We start from the raw sequence: 23,361 nt of genomic DNA on the forward strand, positions 1-23,361 counted from the left end.
AGCAGTTCTAATTAAAAAATATTAAAAAGCATTTCAAACTACATTTTAAGAGTTCTTACAAAACAAGAGTCTCATTCTTTAAATATTCTGCAAATAAATATCATTAATTTCTTTCAAATATAATTTATTCGCATCTTTTTATTCTTCATCAAACATTAAACAAAAAAAACGCCCCTAAAAAGGAGCGCTTGTTTTTTTTATTCTAAACGGGTGTTTTTTATCTCTGCAGGTTTTTAGCTTCGATACTCATTGTTGCATGAGGAACGATTTTAAGCCTTTCTTTGCCGATTAATTTACCGGTTACTTTGCAAATACCATATGTTTTATTTTCAACACGGAATAATGCGTTTTTTAAATCGCGAATAAACTTCTCTTGTCTGATTGCTAACTGAGAGTTTGCTTCTTTAGACATTGTTTCACTTCCTTCTTCAAAAGCTTTAAAAGTTGGAGAAGTATCGTCCGTTCCGTTATTCAAGTCATTCATGTACGCACTTTTGATCAAATCAAGATCTGCTTGTGCTTTTTGTATTTTATTTTGAATTATTTCTTTGAACTCTGCTAAATCAGCATCTGAGTATCTTGTAATTTCATCTACCATTTTATTATATTATTTTGAAATTAATATCGTTGTTTTAATATCATCAAACTCAATTTCTGTGCCGTTTTCTAAAGCGTCAACAAAAAGTAAGCTGTCTGTTAATGTCTCAGACTTAATATAGTCTTCATTTTTTGAAACTCCTTCTTCTAAAAGAGCATTTCTTTTTATTTGTACCTTAATTTTATCGGTAACTTCAAATCCTGAATCTTTACGGATATTCTGAATTCTGTTTACCAACTCTCTCGCGATACCTTCGTTCTTCAATTCTTCAGATATCGTAATATCAAGCGCAACTGTAATTCCGTTAGAATTTGCAACCAGCCATCCTTCAATATCCTGTGATGTTATTTCGACGTCTTCTAATGATAAAGTTACATTATTTCCAGCAATAACAATATCTAACGTTCCCTGCTTGTCTAATTGATTAATTTGATCAGCTGAAAAAGCTTGTATTTCTTTGGAAATCAACCCCATATCTTTTCCAAAACGTGGTCCAAGAGCCTTAAAATTAGGCTTTATCTGCTTTACTAAAATACCAGAATCATCGTCTAAAAGTATAATTTCTTTCACGTTTACTTCTGCTTTTACTAAGTCAGAAATAGCTTGAATTTCTACTCTCTCATTTTCGTCAAGTACCGGAATCATTACCTTTTGCAGAGGTTGACGTACTTTAATTTTTTCTTTTGCACGCAATGATAAAACCAATGAAGAGATGGTTTGCGCCTTCTGCATTTTGCTTTCCAACGTTTTATTAACAAAGTTTTCGACAAATTTTGGGAATTCAGCCAAGTGAACACTGGCAAAATTCTCAGTTCCTGTAGAAGCAGTTAAATCTCTGTATAATTTATCCATGAAAAAAGGAGCGACCGGAGCACTTAATTTACTTATCGTCAATAGACAAGTATAAAGGGTTTGGTAAGCTGCAATTTTATCGTGAGCATATTCGCCTTTCCAAAAACGACGACGGCATAAACGAACATACCAGTTACTTAAGTTTTCCTGGACGAAGTCAGAAATAGCTCTTGTAGCTTTTGTCGGCTCATAATCTGCATAACATTCGTCAACAAATTTTATCAACGTATGCAGTTCAGACATAATCCATTGATCGATTTCAGGTCTTTCGTTTAACGGAATTTCCGCTTCATCGTATTTAAATCCATCGATATTAGCATATAATGAAAAGAATGAATAGGTATTGTATAAAGTTCCGAAGAATTTACGACGTACCTCAGCAATTCCTTCAAGGTCAAATTTTAAGTTATCCCAAGGATTTGCATTCATAATCATGTACCAGCGAGTAGCATCAGGACCGTATTCTTCTATGGTTTTAAACGGATCTATAGTATTACCTTTACTCTTAGACATTTTTACACCGTCTTTATCCAGAACCAAACCGTTTGAAACTACGTTTTTATACGCTACTTTATCAAAAACCAACGTTGCAATAGCGTGCAAAGTATAAAACCATCCGCGTGTCTGATCAACACCTTCTGCGATAAAATTCGCAGGATAATCCTTATTCTCGTCAATTTTGTCTTTGTTTTCAAAAGGATAATGCCATTGTGCATAAGGCATTGCGCCAGAATCAAACCAAACGTCAATTAAATCGCTCTCACGTTTCATTGGCTGGCCTGAAGCCGAAACCAAAGTAATTTGATCTACTACATTTTTATGCAAATCGATTAAATCATAATTTGATTCAGACATGTTTCCGATTTCGAAACCTTTAAATGGATTTTCTTTTTGAAAACCAGCTTCGATAGATTTCTCGATCGCATTGTATAATTCTTCAACAGAACCAATAAGAACTTCTTCTTTTTTGTCTTCAGTTCTCCAAATTGGCAACGGAATTCCCCAATATCTAGAACGAGATAAATTCCAGTCGTTGGCATTTTTCAACCAATTTCCAAAACGTCCTTCACCAGTAGACTTAGGCTTCCAATTGATAGTTTCGTTCAGGTCGAACATTCTATCTTTTACATCGGTTACTTTAATGAACCAAGAATCTAGCGGATAATATAATAACGGCTCATCAGTTCTCCAGCTGTGCGGATAACTGTGCACGTATTTCTCTACCTTAAAGGCTTTATTTTCTTCTTTTAATCGAATAGCAATTTCAACATCAACAGAACGCTCTGGCGCCTGTCCCGCATCGTAATATTCGTTTTTCACATATTTACCGGCAAGATCTCCTAAATGTGAAGTAAATTTCCCTTGCAAATCAACTAATGGAACTGCATTTCCTTCTCCATCCAAAACCAACATTGGCGGAATTTCCGGTTTTGCTTCTTTTGCTACTTTAGCATCATCTGCACCAAAAGTTGGAGCTGTATGCACGATTCCTGTTCCGTCTTCTGTAGTCACGAAATCACCTAAAATTACTCTAAATGCATTTTCTGCATTTTGGTAAGGCAATACATATGGTAATAATTGTTCGTAACGAATCTCAACTAAATCAGCACCTTTTGCTTCTGCTAAAATTTTGTATGGCAATTTTTTATCACCTTCTTTTACATTATCAAAATCAGCGTCATCTTCACTTGCAAAAAATCCTTTTCCGAATTGTTTTCCAACTAAATTTTTAGCCAAAACAACATTTACAGGCTCAAAAGTATATTGATTAAAGGTTTTTACTAAAACGTAATCGATTTTTGGACCAACGGTTAAAGCGGTATTCGATGGTAATGTCCAAGGCGTTGTCGTCCAGGCCAAAATGTGAATATCTCCAAAACCTTGTAAAAAGCTTGGTAGCGTTTCCGGCAAAGTTTTGAATTGCGCTACAATCGTAGTATCTGTAACATCTCTATAAGCTCCCGGCTGATTTACTTCGTGAGAAGACAATCCGGTTCCGGCTTTTGGAGAATACGGCTGAATCGTATAACCTTTGTACAACAAACCTTTATCGTAGATTTGTTTCAAAAGCCACCAAACCGATTCCATATATTTAGGTTTGTAAGTAACGTATGGATCTTCCATATCTACCCAATACCCCATTTTTTCGGTCAAATCATTCCATACGTCGGTATAACGCATAACGGTTTTTTTACACGCTTCGTTATATTCTTCTATAGAAATGGTTTTACCAATATCTTCTTTTGTAATTCCAAGCTCTTTCTCAGTTCCTAATTCTACAGGTAAACCGTGGGTATCCCAGCCGGCTTTTCTTTTTACCTGAAAACCTTTTTGAGTTTTATATCTGCAAAAAATATCTTTAATCGCACGTGCCATCACGTGGTGAATTCCCGGTAATCCGTTTGCTGAAGGCGGACCTTCAAAAAATACGTAAGGCTCAGCGCCTTCGCGAGTCGTTACACTCTTTTCAAATATATTTTCTTTCTTCCAAAAATCAAGAACTTCTGACGCCACTGTTGGTAAGTCAAGTCCTTTGTATTCAGTAAATTTTGTGCTCATTTTATCCTTTTCTTAATCGAGGTGCGAAAGTAAGGAATTTTGAGGAAATTAGATAAAAGATGACAGAAAAAAGACCGATATCAAGAAATTTATAATATAATATTCAAGAAATAGTAACGTTTTGTTTGATTTAAGAGAAAACTTCCTTTAGAATATCCAAAGATTTTGGTCTTTTGAATCCATCCAAATGAAAACTATAATAATCAATTAGAATTTTTAGCAGTATTTGTCTTTCTAAAACATGAAAGATTTTTTGGTCGTTGTCGAATTTTAAATCGATTAATTTTTTAAATAAAGCCGTTTCATGTTCTGTTAAAACACTTCCACCAGAAAAAAGTGTAAAAACACCATCATTCATTTCAAAATAAGGCAAATTAATTTCCGAAACATCGGGATAAAAACCTAGATATTTGGTTATTTCTAAAAGCAAAATCAAATGAAAATTTGAAATTTCATCATGATGATCCAGCCAAGTCAGCGCAGTTTCTAAAAACACAAAAAGCGGTTCGTTTTTTTCTTCTTCCTGAATAGAATAATGAAGCATTTCAGATAAAAACATGACCATCGTACTTTTTACAATATCGGTGTGAATGGTCTTAAAAGGAATGCTAGTTTTTATTTCTTTGAAATTCTCTAAAGTCCCTTTGTTTTTATGAACGGCTTCTATTTCTAAAATCGACAAAGGCTGAAAATAAGCAATCTTCTGACTTGCCTTTCGACTCGAAAAAGCATCGCGCACAAAATAAGATTTCAGTCCGCTTGAAAGTGTAAAACATTTTACAATCAAACTTTTTTCCTGAAATTTTAAAGAGGAAATTACTATGGCTTTGGTTTTTACCTGCATCTTTTTAATTCACTAATTACCAAAAGTAAGCACAAACATAAATGTTAAATAATCGATTTTAAGACACTTGCAAATTTTTTGGTGAACATTTCAGCGCCTTTACTATTTAAATGGCTCGCATTATAAAAAAGTGTTTTATCTAAACAAATTTCATCATTTGAATAATCGTAAAATTTCAAATTATATTTTTTAGAAAATTTGTTGTAAACATCAATAACTTCTTTTCTATTAGCTACAAAATCCTGTCCCTCTTTATATTCGGGAGTATAAACGAGAATCAAGTTTATTTCCAATTCTTTACATTCTTTAATGAAAGTTTCTAGAAGTTGGATATGTTGTTTATTCAATTTTACTCTATACGTTTTTTGTTTTGATTTAACTTTGTCAAAATCTGTGTTCCATACCCTATCCATACCCAGAAATCCGTTGTGTCGATAATTATTTACCGGGATGCCATTAATCAAATATTGAATACTTGTTTTTAACACATCTATTTTACCTATATAACGAATCATAGGAATGTAATACTCTAAATTAGTATAGTAATTATATGATTTCGTATACTTCAAATAATTGTCATTCCACAGCATATATGGAAGGTATTGATCAGCTTCATACAAACCACCAACCTTTTGCAAAGAAAAAATATCAACCGAAAGAATTATTGTCGCAGGTTTCTTATTGTACTTGAGAAATTCTAAGTGTCGTAAATATTGCAAGTCAAATGTATGTCCATCATTTCCGAAATTATAGGCTGTACGAGTCAATGAATCACTAATTATTTTAGGATCTATATGTACCCAAGCTCTTGAAGATCCATAAATTGCAATGTCACAATTTGCTTTTGAATTGTAGATATCATCCATAACTTCAAATTCACCCACCGTCTGATTCGACTTGCTTAAGAAATACGAAATTGCATAATCAAGTGGATAAGACAGAATTATAAAAGGAAAAAAGAAATAAAATATTTTTATAATAAACTTCCTCATATACTAAAATTGAAAATAAATAAATTGTTGTTCTTTACCACTAAACCAAAATATCGCAATAATAATTGCATAATACGTTGCGTATCTAAAAATTGGCTTCCACTTTAATCCCAATTTAGCTATGGCAAATTGATCCTCTCTGCCCAACCATTCCATAACCATAAAAATTAACAATAATAAAAACATTACTTTTTTAAAATCATCTCCATCATATTTGGGAATAGTAAATAACGAACTTGAAAATATTTCTGAAATATAACTTACGGCATGTTCCAAATTATTTGCTCTAAAAAAAATCCAAGCAAAAACGGTTAAGCTAAATGTCAAAACCATCTGAAGAAATTCCTTGGCATTGGGAAGGTATTTACCTTGGGCTACAATATCTAGATTTTTTCTATTTCTTTCAAAAATGATAGATGGCATGATATATAATGCATGTAGAAATCCCCATACAATAAAAGTCCAATTTGCTCCGTGCCAAAACCCACTTACAATGAAAATAATAAAGGTATTTCTAATTTTCATCCACATACCTCCTTTACTTCCTCCAAGTGGGATATATAAGTAATCTCGAAACCAAGTTGAAAGCGAAATATGCCATCTCCTCCAAAACTCAGCAATATCTCTTGAAAAATAGGGAAAAGCAAAATTCCTGAGCAAATCAATTCCAAAAAGACGTGCTGTTCCTATTGCAATATCTGAGTAACCAGAAAAATCACCATAAATCTGAAACGCAAAAAATACTGCGCCTAAAACAAGTGTACTCCCTGAGTATTCAGCAGAATTATTAAAAATATCATTAGCATATTGAGCACATTGGTCTGCTATTACAATTTTTTTAAATAATCCCCACAAAATTTGCCTTAGTCCGTCTACTGCTTTTGTATAATCAAAAATTCTCTTTTTCTGAATTTGAGGTAATAGATGTGTTGCTCTTTCAATAGGTCCTGCAACGAGCAGAGGAAAAAAGCTTACAAAAACAGAATAATCTACAATATTTTTTTCTGCATTTATTCTGCCTTTGTAAATATCAATTACATACGACAAACCATGAAATGTATAAAATGAAATCCCTACCGGTAATAGTACATCTAATGTTAGAGAATTTATATGCACACCAAAACCAGACACTGCCTCTGCAAACGATTCAACAAAAAAGTTATAATATTTAAAAACTCCCAAAAATCCAAGATTTATAGATATACTCAGCCAAAACCAAAATTTCTTTGTAATCTGATTTTTAGATTCGAATATCTTTATCCCAGAAAAATAGTCTAAACCAGTAGAAAAAATTAATAAAAACAAAAATCTCCAATCCCAGCAAGCATAAAAAAAATAACTCGATAAAAGAAGTAAGGCATTTTGAGATTTTAATGATTTATTTACCACCAACCAATAGAGAACAAATACTATCGGTAAAAAAATTGCAAAATTTAAAGAATTAAAAAGCATTATGCAGGTTTAGGATTTGTGTTTGATTTTATTTTTAGTTTCTTGTAAATTCTCTTTATCGAATAATCATTACTTTTTTGACCTTCGTTTCGCTTCCGTCCTGCGCAGATATAAAAACCATATATACACCAGAAGCAACTTTATATTTCCCAAAAGCTGTTGTGTCCCATTCTATTGTTCCTCCTGTCGAAGTGGTTTCGTAAACTAAATTACCTTCAATATCTGTAATTTTAATATTGGCTTTATCGATTAATCCGGCAACTTTTACGGTTCCGGCATAATTTGGACGCACAGGATTCGGATAAACATAAGCATTATTCAAGTTTTCATTGGCATCTGTTGCAATACCTTTAAAGGAAATCATCCCTTTGGTAGTCGCTATAAAAACTTCTCCCGTTTTACTATTGATTTTTATATCATTTATTACATCACTTGGCAGCGGCGAATTACTTATGGTAAAATGATATTTAGTTTCCTGTCCATTTGGCGACACCATAAAAACACCTGAATCTGCCGTTCCAATCCATTTATTATTGGCTCCGTCTACGACAATTGCAGTAATAAACTGTTCGTATAATAATTCCTGCGCAAGATTATCTTCCAAAATTATAATCGAATTTCCTTTCAGCTGTGCATCAGTTTGAAAATTTCCAATATTTGAGAGCACTCTCAAACCTTTTCCTGTTCCAATCCAAAGCTGGTTTTTAGTATCAATTGCTATTGCCCTCACATTGTCTGTTGGCAGATTGCCTGTATCTGCGCCAGAAGCCATTTTTTTGAATGTATTATTACTTTCATTAAAAGCAATAACACCATTATTACTTGTCGCAATCCACTTTGTATTATTTTTATCAATTACAATATTGCCGTAATTAGTAGATTCTGGAGTGGTCAAAATTTCACTTGTTGGGTAACTTTGCCATTGCCCATTGGTTTTTAAGACTTTTAAACCATTTTTAACCCTGCTGTTTGTTACCCAAAGATTTCCTGTTTTATCAAAAACAGTCCCGTTGATTCTCACGTCAACATAAGTTGGATCTGCCGTTGTTAAACTTTCTAAACCGCTGTTGTTTTCATTGTATAAAAGATTAGGAACATCCTCTTCAATCTTTAATAATCCTGAAAAAAAAGAACTTGCATAAACCTGATTTTCATTTGTTGGATTTACAAGAATCTTAGTAATCGATTTTGCATCAAAAACTTCGCTGTACGGAATATTCAGCCAGCCATTTGTGTTGTATTTACTTATCCCGTAACTATCTAAAGGATAAGGATTATAAAATGTATCATAATCACCGTAAACTGTCCAAAGAACATTTGGCGTTACATCAAGCGAAAAAATATTGTTTTTGGCTGGTCCGCCCGGCGTTATATTTTCAAAGACATTAACTCCTGTTAATGCAGAAGAAAACAATCCTTTTTCTTTTGTTCCGATATAAATTAAATTCCCAACAGCAGATGCGCAGGTAAAATTTAAAGTATTTTCTAAAACCTGAGTATTGGTTATCTGCCTACTCTGAATCATCTGGTTATTATACACATAAACTACACCAGGTGTGGTTACAAACAAACTATGATTTACAGCACGGAGATCTACAGCCGGTTGGGGCAATTGCAAAAAGCCGACAAAAACATTTGAATTTAATCTATGAATATACCCAGAAGAATTTACAGCAATAAGCTCCGTATCGAATGTTTCTACGCTCGACCAATTTCCAGAATTCACCAAAATCCATTGATTAAAATCGATTAAGTTTGGACTGGTGCTGTCTGCTCTCTTAATTCCGTTTGAAGTTGCTGCGTAAATAAATCCATTAAAATATGCGGTTTGTTTTACGCTGATTTCTGCTCCATTATCACCTATAAAATAAGTATCGCCAAATTTAGAAGTAGTCAGATTAAATTGAACAATTCCAAAATCGCAGGAAACATAAACCAAGCCATTATATTCCATAAAATGATTGATCTTTTTAAGCGTTGCGGGAAGTTGTTTGTTTATAATATCAACTACTTTGAGTATGCTGCCGTCGACTTCATTAACCAAAATCATCATTCCGTTTTCATATCCAACAATGGTTTTTTTTAATGTTTCGCTATGATAAACCGCAGAAATCGTCTGGCCAGAAAGCCCGTCTATTGTAGTGGTTGTTTTTAAGGTGTTTGAATTTACATTCTTAGAAAACAATGCATTTTCTGAAGCGGTAAAAACAGTTGTAGAAGATTCTGAAATATCTTTTACTTCATTAAAAGAAAAATATCCCTGCCAGGACAAATTACTCTGAGAGAAAGTAAATTGAAAAAGCAGCAAAAACAAAATATAGAGAAAGTTTCTTTTCATCATTTAATGTATTCGGATGGACAAATATACTACAAACGGAAAGATTTAATTTTTCTTCTTTTTAGAAATAAAAAAAATGTCTTCGACTTCTCTAATATAAGAGAAATGAAGACATTTTTTTATTTAGTTTAAAACTTATACTACACCTTGAGCAAGCATAGCGTCGGCAACTTTAACAAATCCTGCAATGTTAGCTCCTTTAACATAGTTAACATAGCCGTCTTCGTCTGTACCGTATTTTTTACATTGATTATGAATTCCAGTCATAATATCTTTTAATCTTAAATCTACCTCTTCACTTGTCCAGTTAAGACGAATAGAGTTTTGAGTCATTTCTAGCCCAGAAGCTGCTACTCCTCCTGCGTTAGCCGCTTTACCAGGAGCAAACAGCACTTTATGATCTAAGAACAGTTTAATAGCATCTAATGTAGACGGCATATTTGCTGCTTCTGTAACACATAAAACACCATTATCGATCAGCTTTTTAGCATCATCACCGTTAAGCTCATTTTGTGTAGCACAAGGAATTGCTATATCTACTTTTACTTCCCAAGGACTTTTACCTTTATGAAAAACAGCATTCGGATATTTATCAAGATATCTTTCTGCACGGTTATCTCCAGTTGCTCTCATCTCGACCATATGATCAATTTTTTCACCAGAAATACCGTCTTCATCATAAATATAACCATCAGGACCAGAAATAGTAACCACTTTTCCTCCCAGTTCATTTACTTTTAGTGCCACTCCCCAAGCTACATTTCCGAATCCTGAAATAGCAACTTTTTTACCTTTTATATCATGTCCAATTGTACGAAGCATTTGATCTGTAAAATATACAACACCATATCCTGTAGCTTCTGGTCTTATTAAAGAACCTCCGTAAGCCAGACCTTTTCCGGTTAGAACTCCTGTAAATTCGTTTCTTATTCTTTTGTACTGACCAAACAAATAACCAATTTCTCTGGCTCCTACACCAATATCTCCGGCAGGAACATCAAGATCCGGACCAATATGACGGCATAATTCAGTCATAAAAGACTGGCAGAAACGCATGATTTCCCCATCAGATTTTCCTTCAGGATCAAAATCAGAACCTCCTTTTCCTCCACCCATTGGCAGTGTTGTCAAACTGTTTTTAAAAACCTGCTCAAAAGCCAAAAATTTCAAAACAGATAAATTTACAGAATGATGAAATCTGATTCCTCCTTTGTAAGGACCAATCGCAGAATTCATCTGAATTCTAAAACCTCTGTTTACAATTATTTCTCCTTTGTCGTCTACCCATGGCACTCTAAAAATTATAGAACGTTCTGGTTCGGCTATTCTTAAAAGTAAATTTTTTCCATCGTATTTTTTTCGCTCTGCGATAAATGGAATTACTGTTTCTGCAAATTCTCTAACAGCTTGAAGAAATTCTGGCTCGTTTGGATTTTTTGACTCGATAAGAGCCATAAATTCATTTATTTTATGTTCCATTTTTGAAATAAATTATTCAGACAATTACTTTATTCTTACTCAAAACAGAATAAGAAAACTATATTTAAGAAAACGTTTTCGTTTTAACAGACAAAGATATATTAAAATGAGTATTGCAATGTTATATTTTTTGCTTTTTCGTGCCGAATTATGCATTTTTCAAACATTCCAAACAAATACATTTTACAGTTCTGTCTTTGTATTCAATTAACTTCGTTAAAGTTAGTAATTTAAGCTTTTTGTTACTTATTTTTTAATAGATTGATTTAATATTTTGAATGGTGCTTGTTTTTTATATATTTGCCTAGATTTGAAAGCCAAAAAGTATGCTTAAGCCCCTATTTATCACATTATTTGCCTTTATTAGTATCTCGACTACGGTAAATGCCCAATCCGATCTTGCACAAGAAGTAGGAATTTTTGCAGGTCCTGTAACGCTCCAATCAGATTTTGGAGAAAGAAATAATTTTGATACCAATGTTGGAAATACCGGTTTTGGAATCGGAATTGTACACTGGATCAATTTTTCTGCTAATAATAACAGAGAAAGTTTCTTTACTGAACATTTTAAGGTAAGATCTGAACTATCTTTCAGTCACACCAGCCTAAAACATTTTGGTCAGTATGTTGAAAGAACACCAGCCAAACCCTTTACTACATTATTAAAGAACATGCATGCTAGTTCTAGTTTACTAGGATTAGGAGCACAGATTGAATTTTCTCCATTCATGAAAATACATGATTTTGAAAATACAATTGGCGGCTTGAGTCCTTATATGAGTCTTGGATTTCAGGTGAGTTATTACTCAACTAAAGTAGGTTCTCATTTAGGAGACATAAATCTACCGGCAGTTACACCTGGGAAATATTTAACTCCGTCTGATGGCCGTGCACATGGTTTTTCTAGTGAAGATGGTGTCGTTTTATCTGCTACAGCAGGCGTAGGTGTACATTACAAGCTGACTACAATGAGTGATTTAATGTTTGAAACACGTTTTCAGATGTACAACTCAGATTGGATTGACGGTTTAAATCCAAATAAAGATATCTACAAAGAAAACAAGTCTAATGACTGGCAGGTATGGTTTAACTTTGGATATATTTATTACTTAGAATTCTAAAGAAAATTAAACATAAAAAAAATCCCAAATTCCAAAATATTAAAATTGGAATTTGGGATTTTTTATTTTAACCCTTAAGACAAAGCCTGTTCCAAATCGGCTATTAAATCTTCTGCATCTTCGATACCAACACTCAAACGAACCAAATCGTCTGTAATACCAACTTCTGCTCTTTTATCTGCCGGAATAGATGCGTGTGTCATTAAAGCAGGATGATTTGCTAACGATTCTACTCCTCCAAGAGATTCTGCCAAAGTAAAAACTTTAAGCTTTTCTAAGAAAGCAACAGCATCTTCTTTTTTTCCTGATTTAAAATCAAAAGAAACCATACCGCCAAAAGCTTTCATTTGCTTTTTTGCAATCTCATGAAACGGATGACTTGCAAGTCCTGGATAATAAACAGTTTTTACTTTTGGATGACTGCTTAAGAATTCCACAATTTTCTCTCCATTCTCGCAGTGTCTCTGTACTCTTAACGAAAGTGTTTTAATACCTCTAAGAACCAAAAAACTATCCATAGGTCCAAGTGTAGCACCTGTTGCAAATTGCTGAAAATGCAATTGATCTCCCAAAGCCTCATCTTTTACAATTAATGCTCCGGCAATAACATCAGAATGTCCTCCTAAATATTTTGTTGCTGAATGCATTACAATATCGGCTCCCAAATCTAGCGGTTTTTGCAAATATGGTGTTGCAAAAGTGTTATCTACTGCAAATAATATTTTATGTTCTTTGGTGATTTTTGCTACTTCCTGAATATCTGCTAATTTCATTAACGGATTTGTTGGAGTTTCAACCCAGATTAATTTTGTATTTTCATTGATTAGAGATTTCAGTTTTGCGATATCAGTCATATCTACAAAATGGAATTTTATTCCGGAATCTTTATAAATTCTCGAAAACATTCTATAAGTTCCTCCGTATAAATCATCCATTGCAATGATTTCATCTCCGGCTTTAAAAGATCTTAATACACAATCTGTCGCTGCCAAACCAGATGAAAAAGCCAAACCGCGTGTTCCGTTTTCGATACTTGCCAAAGCATTTTCTAAGGCAGTACGAGTTGGGTTAGAGGCTCTGCTGTATTCATAATCCGCCAATGGTTTTCCCGGACTTGTTTGTACAAAAGTTGATGTTTGATATACTGGAGGCATTACTGCTCCGGTACTTGGATCATGATGCTGCCCACCGTGAATCACTTTAGTATTGAATTTCATAGAATGTAAAATTTATTTTTTATTGGTATTTATTTACCGCAAATTTATTGATAATAACGATTTCTTTGATTTATGTTTTAAAAATCGTAATTTTAGAATACAAATTTACCGTTTAATTTATTTTAATCCTGCCGTTAAGGTTTATCTTTTTAATATAATTAACACTTTACGACATGAAACAATATTCTTTTTTAGTCTTTCTATTAGTGCTTTTTTCAAGCTGCAGTAAAGATTTATCATTTGAAAATGAAACCTTTGAAAAAAAATCTGACGTCCCCTGCAAAAGTGAATGTCCAGAAATTTCTATAGATATTCCGATTGCAAAAAATAAAAAAATAGTTGCCGACAGTATTAACAAAACAGTCTTTTTGGTCGTAAAAGAGATCGTCTTTTTTGAAGGAGATTCATTAAAAGTCAATGATTATAATTCTTTAGCGACGTCTTTTATTTCTTCTTATGAAGAAATGCATACCAAATTTCCAGAAGAAACTTTTGGATGGGAAGCAAAAATTAAAGGAAATATAGAATTTGAATCTAATCAGATTATCAATATTAAAATAGATCATTATACTTTTACCGGAGGTGCACACGGCTATCAGGGATATCGTTCTTTGTTGTTTAATCCAGCAACAGGAAAAACTATATTGAATAATCAATTGTTTAAAAACGAAAAAGAATTTCTGGCTTTCGCCGAAAAAGAATTCAGAACAAAATATCATATTCCGGCAAGTTCTAACATTAACGCGACGGGTTTAATGTTTGAAAATGATAAATTTCAGCTTCCTCAAAATATTTTTTATACACAAGAAGGTTTACTGCTCTATTATAATTCATACGAAGCTGCATCGTATGCCGATGGCCCGAAAAAACTTTTATTCCCTTACGATCAGGTAAATAAATACCTGAAATTCAAATAAGACATTTAACAAAGTCAGACAAAAACCTTTGTCACTTTGCTCCTCTGAAGCTTTGAACCTAAAATCACTGAATATCATACTTCATTTTACGCAGAATTCGCAATGCTTCTTTAAAAGATAAATAAATACTGCCAAAAGGCTTCAAGAGTAATTTTGCATCTATCAGTTTTTGCTTTGCCTCATCAAAACCATTTAAATAACAAATCATAAAAGTAGAAGGCAGATTTTCAAGATCTTTTAATTCTCGTTCGGATAACAAAATTCCTTTTTGCAATTTTTGAAGCAGTGCAATATTAGAATTGTAAATATGAAATAACATTCGTTTATTAAATTCCGGAGGCTGAAAAAGTATTTTACGATCAATTTTATAGTAGCCATTATCAAAGAAATTAATGGTCTGCTCTTCGAGAGGATAATAACTCGTTTTATCATTTAATCCCAGCGGCACATATTCTGTAATTGTAAAGCTGTCATCATCAAAAACAATAGTGATCACATCCTGAGCCGAATAAAAAAGCTTAATCTGCTCATTGATCAACTCAATATCAACGCGTGAAAGAAAGGTTTTATCACGTGATTTTTTAGGAACCCCAGCCCAGCAGATCACAAACAATTCTTTAAAAACATGATATTTGGGCGACATATCTTTATGCCTGAAATTCATAAAATCGATAACGCCGTCTAGTGTGTATTGAATACTGTTGCGAGAACTGTTTTCAATCCCGATAACCGTTTCAGTATTTTGATAATTTTTCTCTACCTCACCTTCAATGGGGACAGAATTACTGCCACGCCTCACAAAAACGCTATTAGCGAGAATGGTATGAATTCCTTTTTTAAAATAAGAAACTTTACTTTTAGGCTTAATGGTTACCAGTCCAATTACTTTGTCTTTTGGCAGATTTGGAAAAGGCACATTTTCGTACTGAATTCGAGGCGGATTTTCTAAAAAAGCATTTACAAGATTCTGAATTCTGCTGTCATCAAAGAAATCATCACCCACGATTTCGTTATCCTGATCCTCAACACCAACCACGATATAAGAATTATTAGCCGGGTTTGAATTTGATAAGGCACAAATATGTTTTAGAAATTTAGATTTCCCTTCTCTCGAATGAAGATTCAACTGCCTTTTTTTATCATAAAAACTGCTTTCATCATTATGAGCAAGTAGATTTTTTATTAAAAGGCGTTTATTAATCATTCTTTTTAGATATTTAGACTTGCTTAGATTTTTAGACTTCAGATTGCTGGACTTTAGACTTTAAACTCCTTAGATTTTGGATTAAATAAACTTCAAATCTAAGAAGTCTAAGTTAGTCTAATAATCTCATATCTAACAATCTAATTAACCTCTTTTAACAATAGTTGATGACGCTTGCGCTGTACTCATTACAACCAAATCGGCAATATTTACATGATAGGGTCTTGAAACCACAAAATGAATAATATCTGCAATATCTTCTGCCTGCAGCGGATCAAAACCTTTGTACACATTTGAAGCTCTTTCGACATCGCCTTTAAAACGAACTTCGCTAAATTCGGTGGCAACCATTCCCGGATGAATTGCACCAACTCTAATTCCGAATGGATTCAAATCAATTCGCATTCCGGCAGTAATGGCATCAACAGCGTGTTTGGTACCGCAATACACATTTCCGTTCGGATACACTTCTTTGGCCGCAGTTGAACCAATATTAATAATATGTCCCGATTTTCTCTCAGTCATTTGAGGAATTATGGCTTTTGAAACATATAAAAGTCCTTTTACATTGATGTCAATCATAGCGTCCCAATCATCTAAATCTCCGGTTTGAATTGGGTCTAAACCATGTGCATTTCCTGCGTTATTAATTAAAACATCAATTGCAGAAAATGCTTCTGGCAATTGATTGATTTTATCTAAAACATCATTTTTATCACGAACATCAAAAGACAAAGAATGAACTTCGGTGTAAGCCGAAAGTTCTTTTTCCAGCTCTTCTAAACGATCTTTACGTCTTCCGCAAAGAACCACTTTATAGTTGTTTTTTGCCAGTATTTGTGCGGTTGCTTTTCCAATCCCGCTCGTGGCTCCAGTAATTAAAACTGTTTTTTTCATTGTAATAATTTTGTTTTAACACATAGAAACATAGATCCAAAACTTAAAAAAAGGCGCTTTGCTTAGCATCAACAAACATAGCTATGTGTAAATGCTTGTCATTTATTACACCTTGTCATGACAATAAAAATCTATGTTTCTATGTATTTAATTTTTTTAGCCAACGATTCAGCTAATATTTTCAATTCTTATTTTTCCAATCTTCTAAATGCAGCACCATATTAAGCGCTGTCCAGATTTCGCCATCAACTTCTCTCAACAATTTCTTATCTGGATTAATCGTGAAACCTACTTTTTCATAACACTTTATTGCACCAATATTAAAATCGAAAACATTCAATTCAACACTTCGTTCTTTCCTGTTTTTAAGAATAAATTCCAGTAATAAAATTACCATTTGTTCACCAATTCCTTTTCCTCTTTGATTTACATCCATAATAAGAATTCGGCCTAACTTAGCTGAATCATCTTTAAAATAGATCTCGCAATGTCCAATTGTAGCACCATCAGAAAGATTTGCTGCTCTAAAAGCAATTCTGTTTTTATCAGAAAGTGTTTTATCAACTTGTTCTTCTGTTAAAGGAAAAGTAAATTCCGGACCTCCAAACTGCATCAATTCTTTTGCACTTTTAATAGAATCAATCAATTCCGAATAAAATTGCTTTTGAAATTTTTCTAAAAATATCATTTTCAGAATGTATAATTAAGGCACATCGTCGCCCATGCTTTCTGTCCAGATTGCAAACCAGTCTTCTTTGTCCATTTCTAATTCTACCGCTTTCATCAGCGATTGAATTCTGGCAACATTAACAGTTCCGGCAATTGGCACAACTCCTGCAGGATGTTTTAAAATCCAGGCCAGCAATAATGTATCAGAACCAAAACTATATTTTTTAACTAAGTCTGAAAGCAGTTTTTTTAATCGGCGTGTTTTCTTAGTATCTTCTCTAAAAACAGTTCCAAGCGGATTCCAAGACAGCGGACAAATTCTGTGCGTCTGCATATAATCTAAACTTCCGTCGAGCATCGCTTCATAATGAGTTGCAGAAAATTGTACCTGGTTGTAGCTTACTTCTGTTTTCTGGCGAATTAATTCGGTTTGTGAACTTGTAAAATTTGAAAGCCCAAAATCGATAATTTTTCCTTCTGACTTTAATTTCTCCACTGCTTCGGCAATTTCATCTGCCTGCATTAAAGGACTTGGTCTATGAAGCAAAAAAACATCAACATAATCTGTTTTTAATTTTTTTAATGATTCTTCTGCAGACCAAACAATATATTCTTTAGAATATTCGTAATGTTTAATTTTATTTTCCGGACGATTTTCGGCTATCATTTGAATACCGCACTTTGTAATCAGCTGTAATTTTTCTCTTGAAATTTTGCTGGATTGAAATGCTTTTCCGAAAGCTGCTTCGGTCGTATATGATCCGTAAATATCTGCGTGATCAAAAGTGGTAATTTTATTCTCGATACAAATCTGTATCATGTTTTCCATTTCCTTGGCTGTAAGGTTTTTATCCCATATTCCCCAATTCATAGTGCCAGAAATGATAGGCGATAAGACTGTTTTGCTCATGATTTTATTGCGTTATTTTTGGTGATAATTATGCTTTTATAAAACATAATCACCAAAGTTCTTAAAAATATAAAAATAGATTCATAATTCGTCCTTAAAATTAGGCCATTGGTAGAAGTTTTAACCATTCTTTAACATCTTACTTCTCAAAAAATATTCAATTTGCACTCTCAAAATTAGGACATAAAAATCAGGGTTTTTAAAAATATTTATATGGAAGAAAATACAACGACTTTAGACATTAGAGCTATAAATGAAAAAATTGAAAGAGAAAGTGCTTTTATAGACCTTCTTACAATGGAAATGAACAAAGTTATTGTGGGCCAAAAACACATGGTCGAACGTCTATTAATCGGTCTTTTAGGACAAGGGCATATTTTACTTGAAGGTGTTCCGGGATTAGCCAAAACACTAGCCATTAACACTTTATCTCAAGCAGTTCAGGGTTCTTTCAGCCGTATTCAGTTTACTCCTGATTTACTTCCTGCCGATGTTGTCGGAACCATGATTTACAATATTAAAGCAAACGAATTTTCTATTAAAAAAGGACCTGTTTTTGCTAATTTTGTACTTGCCGATGAGATTAACCGTGCTCCTGCAAAAGTACAATCTGCACTTTTGGAGGCCATGCAGGAAAAACAAGTTACTATTGGCGACACGACTTTTAAACTAGATCGTCCGTTTTTAGTATTGGCAACCCAAAACCCGGTAGAGCAAGAAGGAACTTACCAGCTTCCAGAAGCACAAGTCGATCGTTTTATGTTGAAAACCGTAATCGACTATCCAAAAATTGACGAAGAACGTTTCGTAATTCGCCAAAACTTAAAAGGATCATATGAAAAAGTAAATCCGGTAGTTTCTGTAGAGCAGATTTTGCGTGCACAAGAAGCTGTTCGTGAAGTTTATATGGATGAAAAAATCGAAAAATATATCTTAGATATCATCTTTGCAACTCGTTATCCAGAGAAATACAAATTAGCAGATCTAAAACCTCTTATCAGTTTTGGAGCCTCTCCGCGTGGAAGTATCAATTTAGCTAATGCAGCAAAATGTTATGCATTTATCAAACGCCGCGGATATGTAATCCCAGAAGATGTTCGTGCTGTTGTGCATGATGTTTTACGTCACAGAGTTGGGATCACTTATGAAGCGGAAGCGGAAAACATTACTTCTGTAGACATCATCAATAAAATCGTAAACGAGATTGAAGTACCTTAAAAATTTGTTTCGAGTTTCAGGTTTCAGGTTGTTGCAAAACGAACTTGAAACTTTTAAACTTTAAACTTTAAACAAATCAAATGGATACAAAAGAGCTTTTAAAAAAAGTACGGAAAATAGAGATCAAAACCAAAAGACTGAGCAATCATATCTTTTCGGGAGAATATCACTCTTCATTTAAAGGAAGAGGAATGACCTTTAGCGAGGTGCGTCAATACCAATACGGAGACGATATTCGTAACATCGACTGGAATGTGACCGCACGCTACAATGAAGCTCACGTAAAAGTCTTTGAAGAAGAACGCGAATTGACCATGGTTTTAATGGTAGATATTTCGGGTTCTGAAGGATTTGGATCTAAAAGTCAGTTTAAAAAAGACATCGTAACAGAAATTGCTGCAACGATGGCTTTTTCGGCTACACAAAATAATGATAAAATTGGTTTAATATTATTTTCTGACAATGTCGAATTGTATATTCCGCCAAAAAAAGGACGTTCGCATGTTTTACGCATCATTCGTGAATTGATCGAATTTGAGCCGAAAAGCCAAAAAACAGATGTTGCACAAGCTTTGAAATTTCTTTCGGGAACTCAAAAAAAGAAAGCTATTATTTTTATGATTTCCGATTTCATGTCTGACTCTTACGAGCATACTTTAAAAATTGCTTCAAAAAAACACGACATTACAGGCGTTCGAGTATACGATATCCGTGAAGAAAAAATTCCAAATTTAGGAATGGTAACCATGCTTGATGCCGAAACTGGCAAAACTCAATTGGTAGATACCAGTTCTAAAACTGTTCGTATGAATTATGAGAAGTATTATCAGGAAAGATTAAATTATTTTAAAGATACCTTCCGTAAATCTGGAGCTGGAATTGTCAACACCAGAGTTGACGAGAATTATGTAACCAAACTATTAGGCTATTTCAAATCGAGGTAAAGATTTTTGATTGAAGATTAACGATTTTTGATTTCTGATGGAGGAAATTGTATTTTAAAGATAATAATGAATAAGCAAGAATTAGAAAATAGATTAATTGATTTTGCCTCAAGCATAATTCGTTTAACAATCACATTTGAAAAAAATTATGCAGGAAATCATCTTTTAGGTCAAATAATACGTTCAAGTACTTCTCCAGCTTTGAATTATGGCGAAGCACAAAGTGCAGAAAGCAAAAAAGATTTTATTCATAAAATGGGGATCTGCCTAAAGGAATTAAGAAAACTTTTGTTTGTCTTAAAATAATTGAAAAATCAAATTTGTCAACAGATTTCAATAATATGCAGAAAGCAAAAGAAGAAGTAAATCAGTTAATATCAATTTTCGTTTCAAGTATCAAAACATCAAAAAATAATTCATAAAAATTAAAGATTACTATTTTAAAGACAACTGACAATCCTTGGAAAATCAAAAATCAAAAATCGTTAATCTTCAATCATAAATCAAATGAAATTTAAACTTTATATATTTTTATTGCTCTTTTCTACTATTGTCTTTGCACAGCAGAAACAAGTAGAAACAAGTATTGATACCACAAAGAACAAAATTGGTGCTGAGTTTAAACTGACTGTTAAAACAGTTGTAAACTCAAAATCGAATGTTGTTTTTCCAAAACTTAAAAATATTGGTGCACTGGAAGTAATTCAATCGTACCCGGTTGATACCGTAAAAAAAGACGATACTTACGAACTTATCAAAAAATACGGATTAACTCAATTTGATTCCGGACGCTATACAATTCCGTCTATCAAAATTTTAATTGATAAAAAGCCTTTTGCAACAGATTCTATTAAAGTTGAAGTTACCAATATTAAGGTAGATACCTTACAGCAAAAAATGTATGACATTAAAGATATTTCTTCTGTTGATGAAGGCATTGGAAACTGGTGGATTTATACGTTGATAATTTTAGCTGTAATAGGAATTGGAGCATTAATATACTGGTATGTAAAAAAACATCAGTTGAAAAAGATTGAAGAAGAGGTGTACAAAACCCCAATCGAAAAAGCAACCAGCCTGCTTAATAACTTAGAGAAAAAAGAACTTTGGCAAAAAGGCGAAGTAAAAGAATATTATAGTGAATTAACAGATATTGCCCGTAATTATATTGAAGAAGCAATTCAGATTCCCGCAATGGAAAGCACTACCTCAGAGTTAATCCAAGGTATTAGAACTGCTTCTACGAAAAAGAAAATGACGCTGACTCCAGAAACCGTTGAAAATTTAGAACGCGTTTTACGTCAGGCCGATTTGGTGAAATTTGCAAAATCTAAACCTCTTGATTTTGAAATTACAGAGGATAGAAATAAAATTCAGAAAGTAATTCTAACACTTGACAACGCTATTCCAACGGAAGTTCCTGCAGAAGAAGAAGATCAATTACTAAACGAAGCACAAAGACAGAAACAAATCAAGCTTCAATTACTTAAAAAACGAAATCAGCGTATTGCTATAACTGTTGGATCTGTGGTGTTTTTACTACTTGCAACAACAACTTTTTTTGTGATTACAAAAGGTTTCAAATACGTAAAAGATAATGTTATCGGGCATCCGTCTAAAGAATTATTAGAAGGTGAATGGGTAAAAAGCGAATATGGAAATCCAGGCGTTATAATTGAAACTCCAAAAGTTTTAAAACGAATGGATACTCAAAAAGTGCTTCCAAAAGAGACAATGGCCCTAATCAAAGAAATGCAGCTTTTTGCATACGGAAGCATGATTGACAACTTTTATGTAACTGTTTCAACCAGCAAATTCAAAAATCCTGTCGAACTGGATTTGGCAAAAGCATTAGAAGGTTCTATAAAAATAATTGAAGCTCAGGGCGGTCAAAATATTATTGTAAAACAAGAAGATTTTCAGACCAATCAAGGTATTCAGGGTCTAAAAGGATATGGTACAATGACGATTTTAAATCCTGAAGATAAAACAAGTACAAAAGCATATTATGAAATCTTGCTTTTCAAACAAGATCAGGGATTACAGCAAATCACGATTCTGCATGAAGAAGGCGATACATATGCTAATGATATTACAACACGAATTTTGAATTCTGTTGAACTTAAAAAAGCAAATAACTAATGAGTAAAATAACTTTTTTAAATCCAGAATTTTTTTGGTTGTTTCTGTTAATTCCAATTGCTGTAATTTGGTTTTTACTGAAACGCAACCAGCAGTCGGCTACACTAAAAATGAGTTCTACAAATGGTTTTAAAAATAGCGCCTCGCTGTTGACAAAATTAAAACCAAGTTTGTACGTTTTTAGAGTTCTTTCGCTAAGCTCATTGATCATCGCTTTGGCACGACCAAGAACTGTAGATATCAGCAATCAGACCAAAACTACCAAAGGAATTGATATTGTAATGGCAATAGACGTTTCTGGGAGTATGCTGGCAAAAGATTTAAAGCCAAACCGTATGGAAGCTTTAAAAAGAGTAGCGGCAGATTTCGTAGAAGAAAGACCAAACGACAGAATCGGATTGGTTTTGTATGCTTCAGAAGCTTATACCAAAACGCCGGTTACGAGTGACAAAGCTGTAATTTTAGAAGCCATAAAAGATATTAAGTACGATACCGCACTGCAAGATGGAACCGGAATCGGAATGGGTCTTGCAACTGCTGTAAATCGCTTAAAAGACAGTAAAGCAAAAAGCCGCGTTATCATATTACTGACAGACGGTGTAAATAATGCCGGATTTATCGAACCCGAAACGGCTTCTGATATTGCAAAACAATACGGAATAAAAGTATATACAATCGGACTTGGAAGTAACGGAATGGCTGCATCGCCCTACGCATTTGCTCCAAACGGCCAGGGATTTTTATTTAAAATGCAAAAAGTAGAGATCGACGAAAGATTGATGAAAAGCATTGCCAGAAAAACAGATGGAACTTATTTTAGAGCAACCAGCAGTGACAAATTAGCAGAAATATACAATTCGATCAATAAACTGGAAACAACCGAAATACAAGAATTAAAATTCTATGATTATGACGAAAAGTACAGAACTTTTGTATTGCTTGCGGGATTTTTATTATTGCTTGAAATTGGTTTAAGAAACACGGTTTACAGAAGCTTTATTTAATTTC

General features: G+C 33.4%; 19 protein-coding genes. 7 read left to right on the forward strand and 12 right to left on the reverse strand.

Features of this window, described 5'->3' with window-relative positions; genetic code table 11:
* Positions 1 to 217: 217 nt before the first annotated feature.
* From B0A68_RS22100 to gdhA, 7 genes are all read right to left on the reverse strand, one after another.
* On the reverse strand, positions 218 to 598 hold the full coding sequence (locus B0A68_RS22100) for a TraR/DksA family transcriptional regulator (RefSeq protein ID WP_035681592.1): 381 nt from the start codon (positions 596 to 598) through the stop codon (positions 218 to 220).
* A 9-nt stretch (positions 599 to 607) separates the two neighbouring features.
* Complete coding sequence (ileS, locus tag B0A68_RS22105; RefSeq protein ID WP_035681589.1) at positions 608 to 4,009, reverse strand: isoleucine--tRNA ligase; 3,402 nt, start codon at positions 4,007 to 4,009, stop codon at positions 608 to 610.
* Between the two features lie 130 nt (positions 4,010 to 4,139).
* Positions 4,140 to 4,853 carry a DNA repair protein RecO gene (gene recO / locus B0A68_RS22110; protein ID WP_035681588.1) on the reverse strand — a complete coding sequence of 238 codons (714 nt, stop codon included), beginning with the start codon at positions 4,851 to 4,853 and terminating at the stop codon, positions 4,140 to 4,142.
* A 44-nt stretch (positions 4,854 to 4,897) separates the two neighbouring features.
* On the reverse strand, positions 4,898 to 5,845 hold the full coding sequence (locus tag B0A68_RS22115; RefSeq protein ID WP_035681586.1) for a hypothetical protein: 948 nt from the start codon (positions 5,843 to 5,845) through the stop codon (positions 4,898 to 4,900).
* A gap of 3 nt (positions 5,846 to 5,848) precedes the next feature.
* Positions 5,849 to 7,297, reverse strand: a complete 1,449-nt coding sequence (locus B0A68_RS22120) for an MBOAT family O-acyltransferase (RefSeq protein ID WP_035681585.1) — start codon at positions 7,295 to 7,297, stop codon at positions 5,849 to 5,851.
* Positions 7,298 to 7,352: 55 nt separating this feature from the next.
* Positions 7,353 to 9,635, reverse strand: a complete 2,283-nt coding sequence (gene porZ, locus B0A68_RS22125) for a type IX secretion system anionic LPS delivery protein PorZ (RefSeq protein ID WP_035681583.1) — start codon at positions 9,633 to 9,635, stop codon at positions 7,353 to 7,355.
* 135 nt (positions 9,636 to 9,770) lie between these two features.
* Positions 9,771 to 11,114 (reverse strand): NADP-specific glutamate dehydrogenase, encoded by a 1,344-nt coding sequence (gdhA, locus tag B0A68_RS22130; protein ID WP_035681578.1) that lies wholly within the window; start codon positions 11,112 to 11,114, stop codon positions 9,771 to 9,773.
* Between the two features lie 326 nt (positions 11,115 to 11,440).
* Here gdhA and B0A68_RS22135 point away from each other — a divergent pair, with 326 nt between their 5' ends.
* The gene (locus B0A68_RS22135; RefSeq protein WP_035681576.1) at positions 11,441 to 12,235 is read left to right on the forward strand and encodes a THC0290_0291 family protein; all 795 of its coding nucleotides are present in this window, start codon (positions 11,441 to 11,443) and stop codon (positions 12,233 to 12,235) included.
* 74 nt (positions 12,236 to 12,309) lie between these two features.
* On the opposite strand, the gene B0A68_RS22140 is transcribed toward B0A68_RS22135, so the two are convergent.
* The gene (locus B0A68_RS22140; protein ID WP_035681575.1) at positions 12,310 to 13,452 is read right to left on the reverse strand and encodes a cystathionine gamma-synthase; all 1,143 of its coding nucleotides are present in this window, start codon (positions 13,450 to 13,452) and stop codon (positions 12,310 to 12,312) included.
* 173 nt (positions 13,453 to 13,625) lie between these two features.
* Here B0A68_RS22140 and B0A68_RS22145 point away from each other — a divergent pair, with 173 nt between their 5' ends.
* Positions 13,626 to 14,369, forward strand: a complete 744-nt coding sequence (locus tag B0A68_RS22145; RefSeq protein ID WP_035681573.1) for a DUF3298 and DUF4163 domain-containing protein — start codon at positions 13,626 to 13,628, stop codon at positions 14,367 to 14,369.
* 64 nt (positions 14,370 to 14,433) lie between these two features.
* Here B0A68_RS22145 and B0A68_RS22150 read toward each other — a convergent pair whose 3' ends face one another.
* The 4 genes from B0A68_RS22150 to B0A68_RS22165 form a co-directional block, all read right to left on the reverse strand.
* Positions 14,434 to 15,573 (reverse strand): ATP-binding protein, encoded by a 1,140-nt coding sequence (locus tag B0A68_RS22150; protein ID WP_035681571.1) that lies wholly within the window; start codon positions 15,571 to 15,573, stop codon positions 14,434 to 14,436.
* A 144-nt stretch (positions 15,574 to 15,717) separates the two neighbouring features.
* The gene (locus B0A68_RS22155; protein ID WP_035681569.1) at positions 15,718 to 16,470 is read right to left on the reverse strand and encodes an SDR family NAD(P)-dependent oxidoreductase; all 753 of its coding nucleotides are present in this window, start codon (positions 16,468 to 16,470) and stop codon (positions 15,718 to 15,720) included.
* 181 nt (positions 16,471 to 16,651) lie between these two features.
* Positions 16,652 to 17,158, reverse strand: coding sequence for a GNAT family N-acetyltransferase (locus tag B0A68_RS22160; RefSeq protein ID WP_035681566.1), 507 nt, complete (start codon positions 17,156 to 17,158; stop codon positions 16,652 to 16,654).
* A 15-nt stretch (positions 17,159 to 17,173) separates the two neighbouring features.
* A complete protein-coding gene (locus B0A68_RS22165; protein WP_035681559.1) occupies positions 17,174 to 18,049 on the reverse strand; it encodes an aldo/keto reductase in 876 nt (291 codons plus the stop codon).
* Positions 18,050 to 18,262: 213 nt separating this feature from the next.
* On the opposite strand from B0A68_RS22165, the gene B0A68_RS22170 reads away from it, so the two are divergent.
* The 5 genes from B0A68_RS22170 to B0A68_RS22190 all read left to right on the forward strand — a co-directional run bounded on the left by B0A68_RS22170 (position 18,263) and on the right by B0A68_RS22190 (position 23,357).
* A complete protein-coding gene (locus B0A68_RS22170) occupies positions 18,263 to 19,267 on the forward strand; it encodes an AAA family ATPase (protein ID WP_035681551.1) in 1,005 nt (334 codons plus the stop codon).
* 80 nt (positions 19,268 to 19,347) lie between these two features.
* Positions 19,348 to 20,211 carry a DUF58 domain-containing protein gene (locus tag B0A68_RS22175; RefSeq protein WP_035681548.1) on the forward strand — a complete coding sequence of 288 codons (864 nt, stop codon included), beginning with the start codon at positions 19,348 to 19,350 and terminating at the stop codon, positions 20,209 to 20,211.
* A gap of 66 nt (positions 20,212 to 20,277) precedes the next feature.
* Entirely contained in the window at positions 20,278 to 20,517 is a 240-nt protein-coding gene (locus tag B0A68_RS22180; protein WP_240475226.1) for a four helix bundle protein, read from the forward strand.
* 201 nt (positions 20,518 to 20,718) lie between these two features.
* A complete protein-coding gene (locus B0A68_RS22185) occupies positions 20,719 to 22,353 on the forward strand; it encodes a hypothetical protein (protein ID WP_035681546.1) in 1,635 nt (544 codons plus the stop codon).
* On the forward strand, positions 22,353 to 23,357 hold the full coding sequence (locus B0A68_RS22190) for a vWA domain-containing protein (protein ID WP_035681543.1): 1,005 nt from the start codon (positions 22,353 to 22,355) through the stop codon (positions 23,355 to 23,357). The genes B0A68_RS22185 and B0A68_RS22190 overlap by 1 nt, the downstream gene beginning before the upstream one ends.
* Positions 23,358 to 23,361: the final 4 nt, after the last annotated feature.

The organism is Flavobacterium reichenbachii (genome assembly GCF_002217435.1).
Classification (GTDB): Bacteria; Bacteroidota; Bacteroidia; order Flavobacteriales; family Flavobacteriaceae; genus Flavobacterium; species Flavobacterium reichenbachii.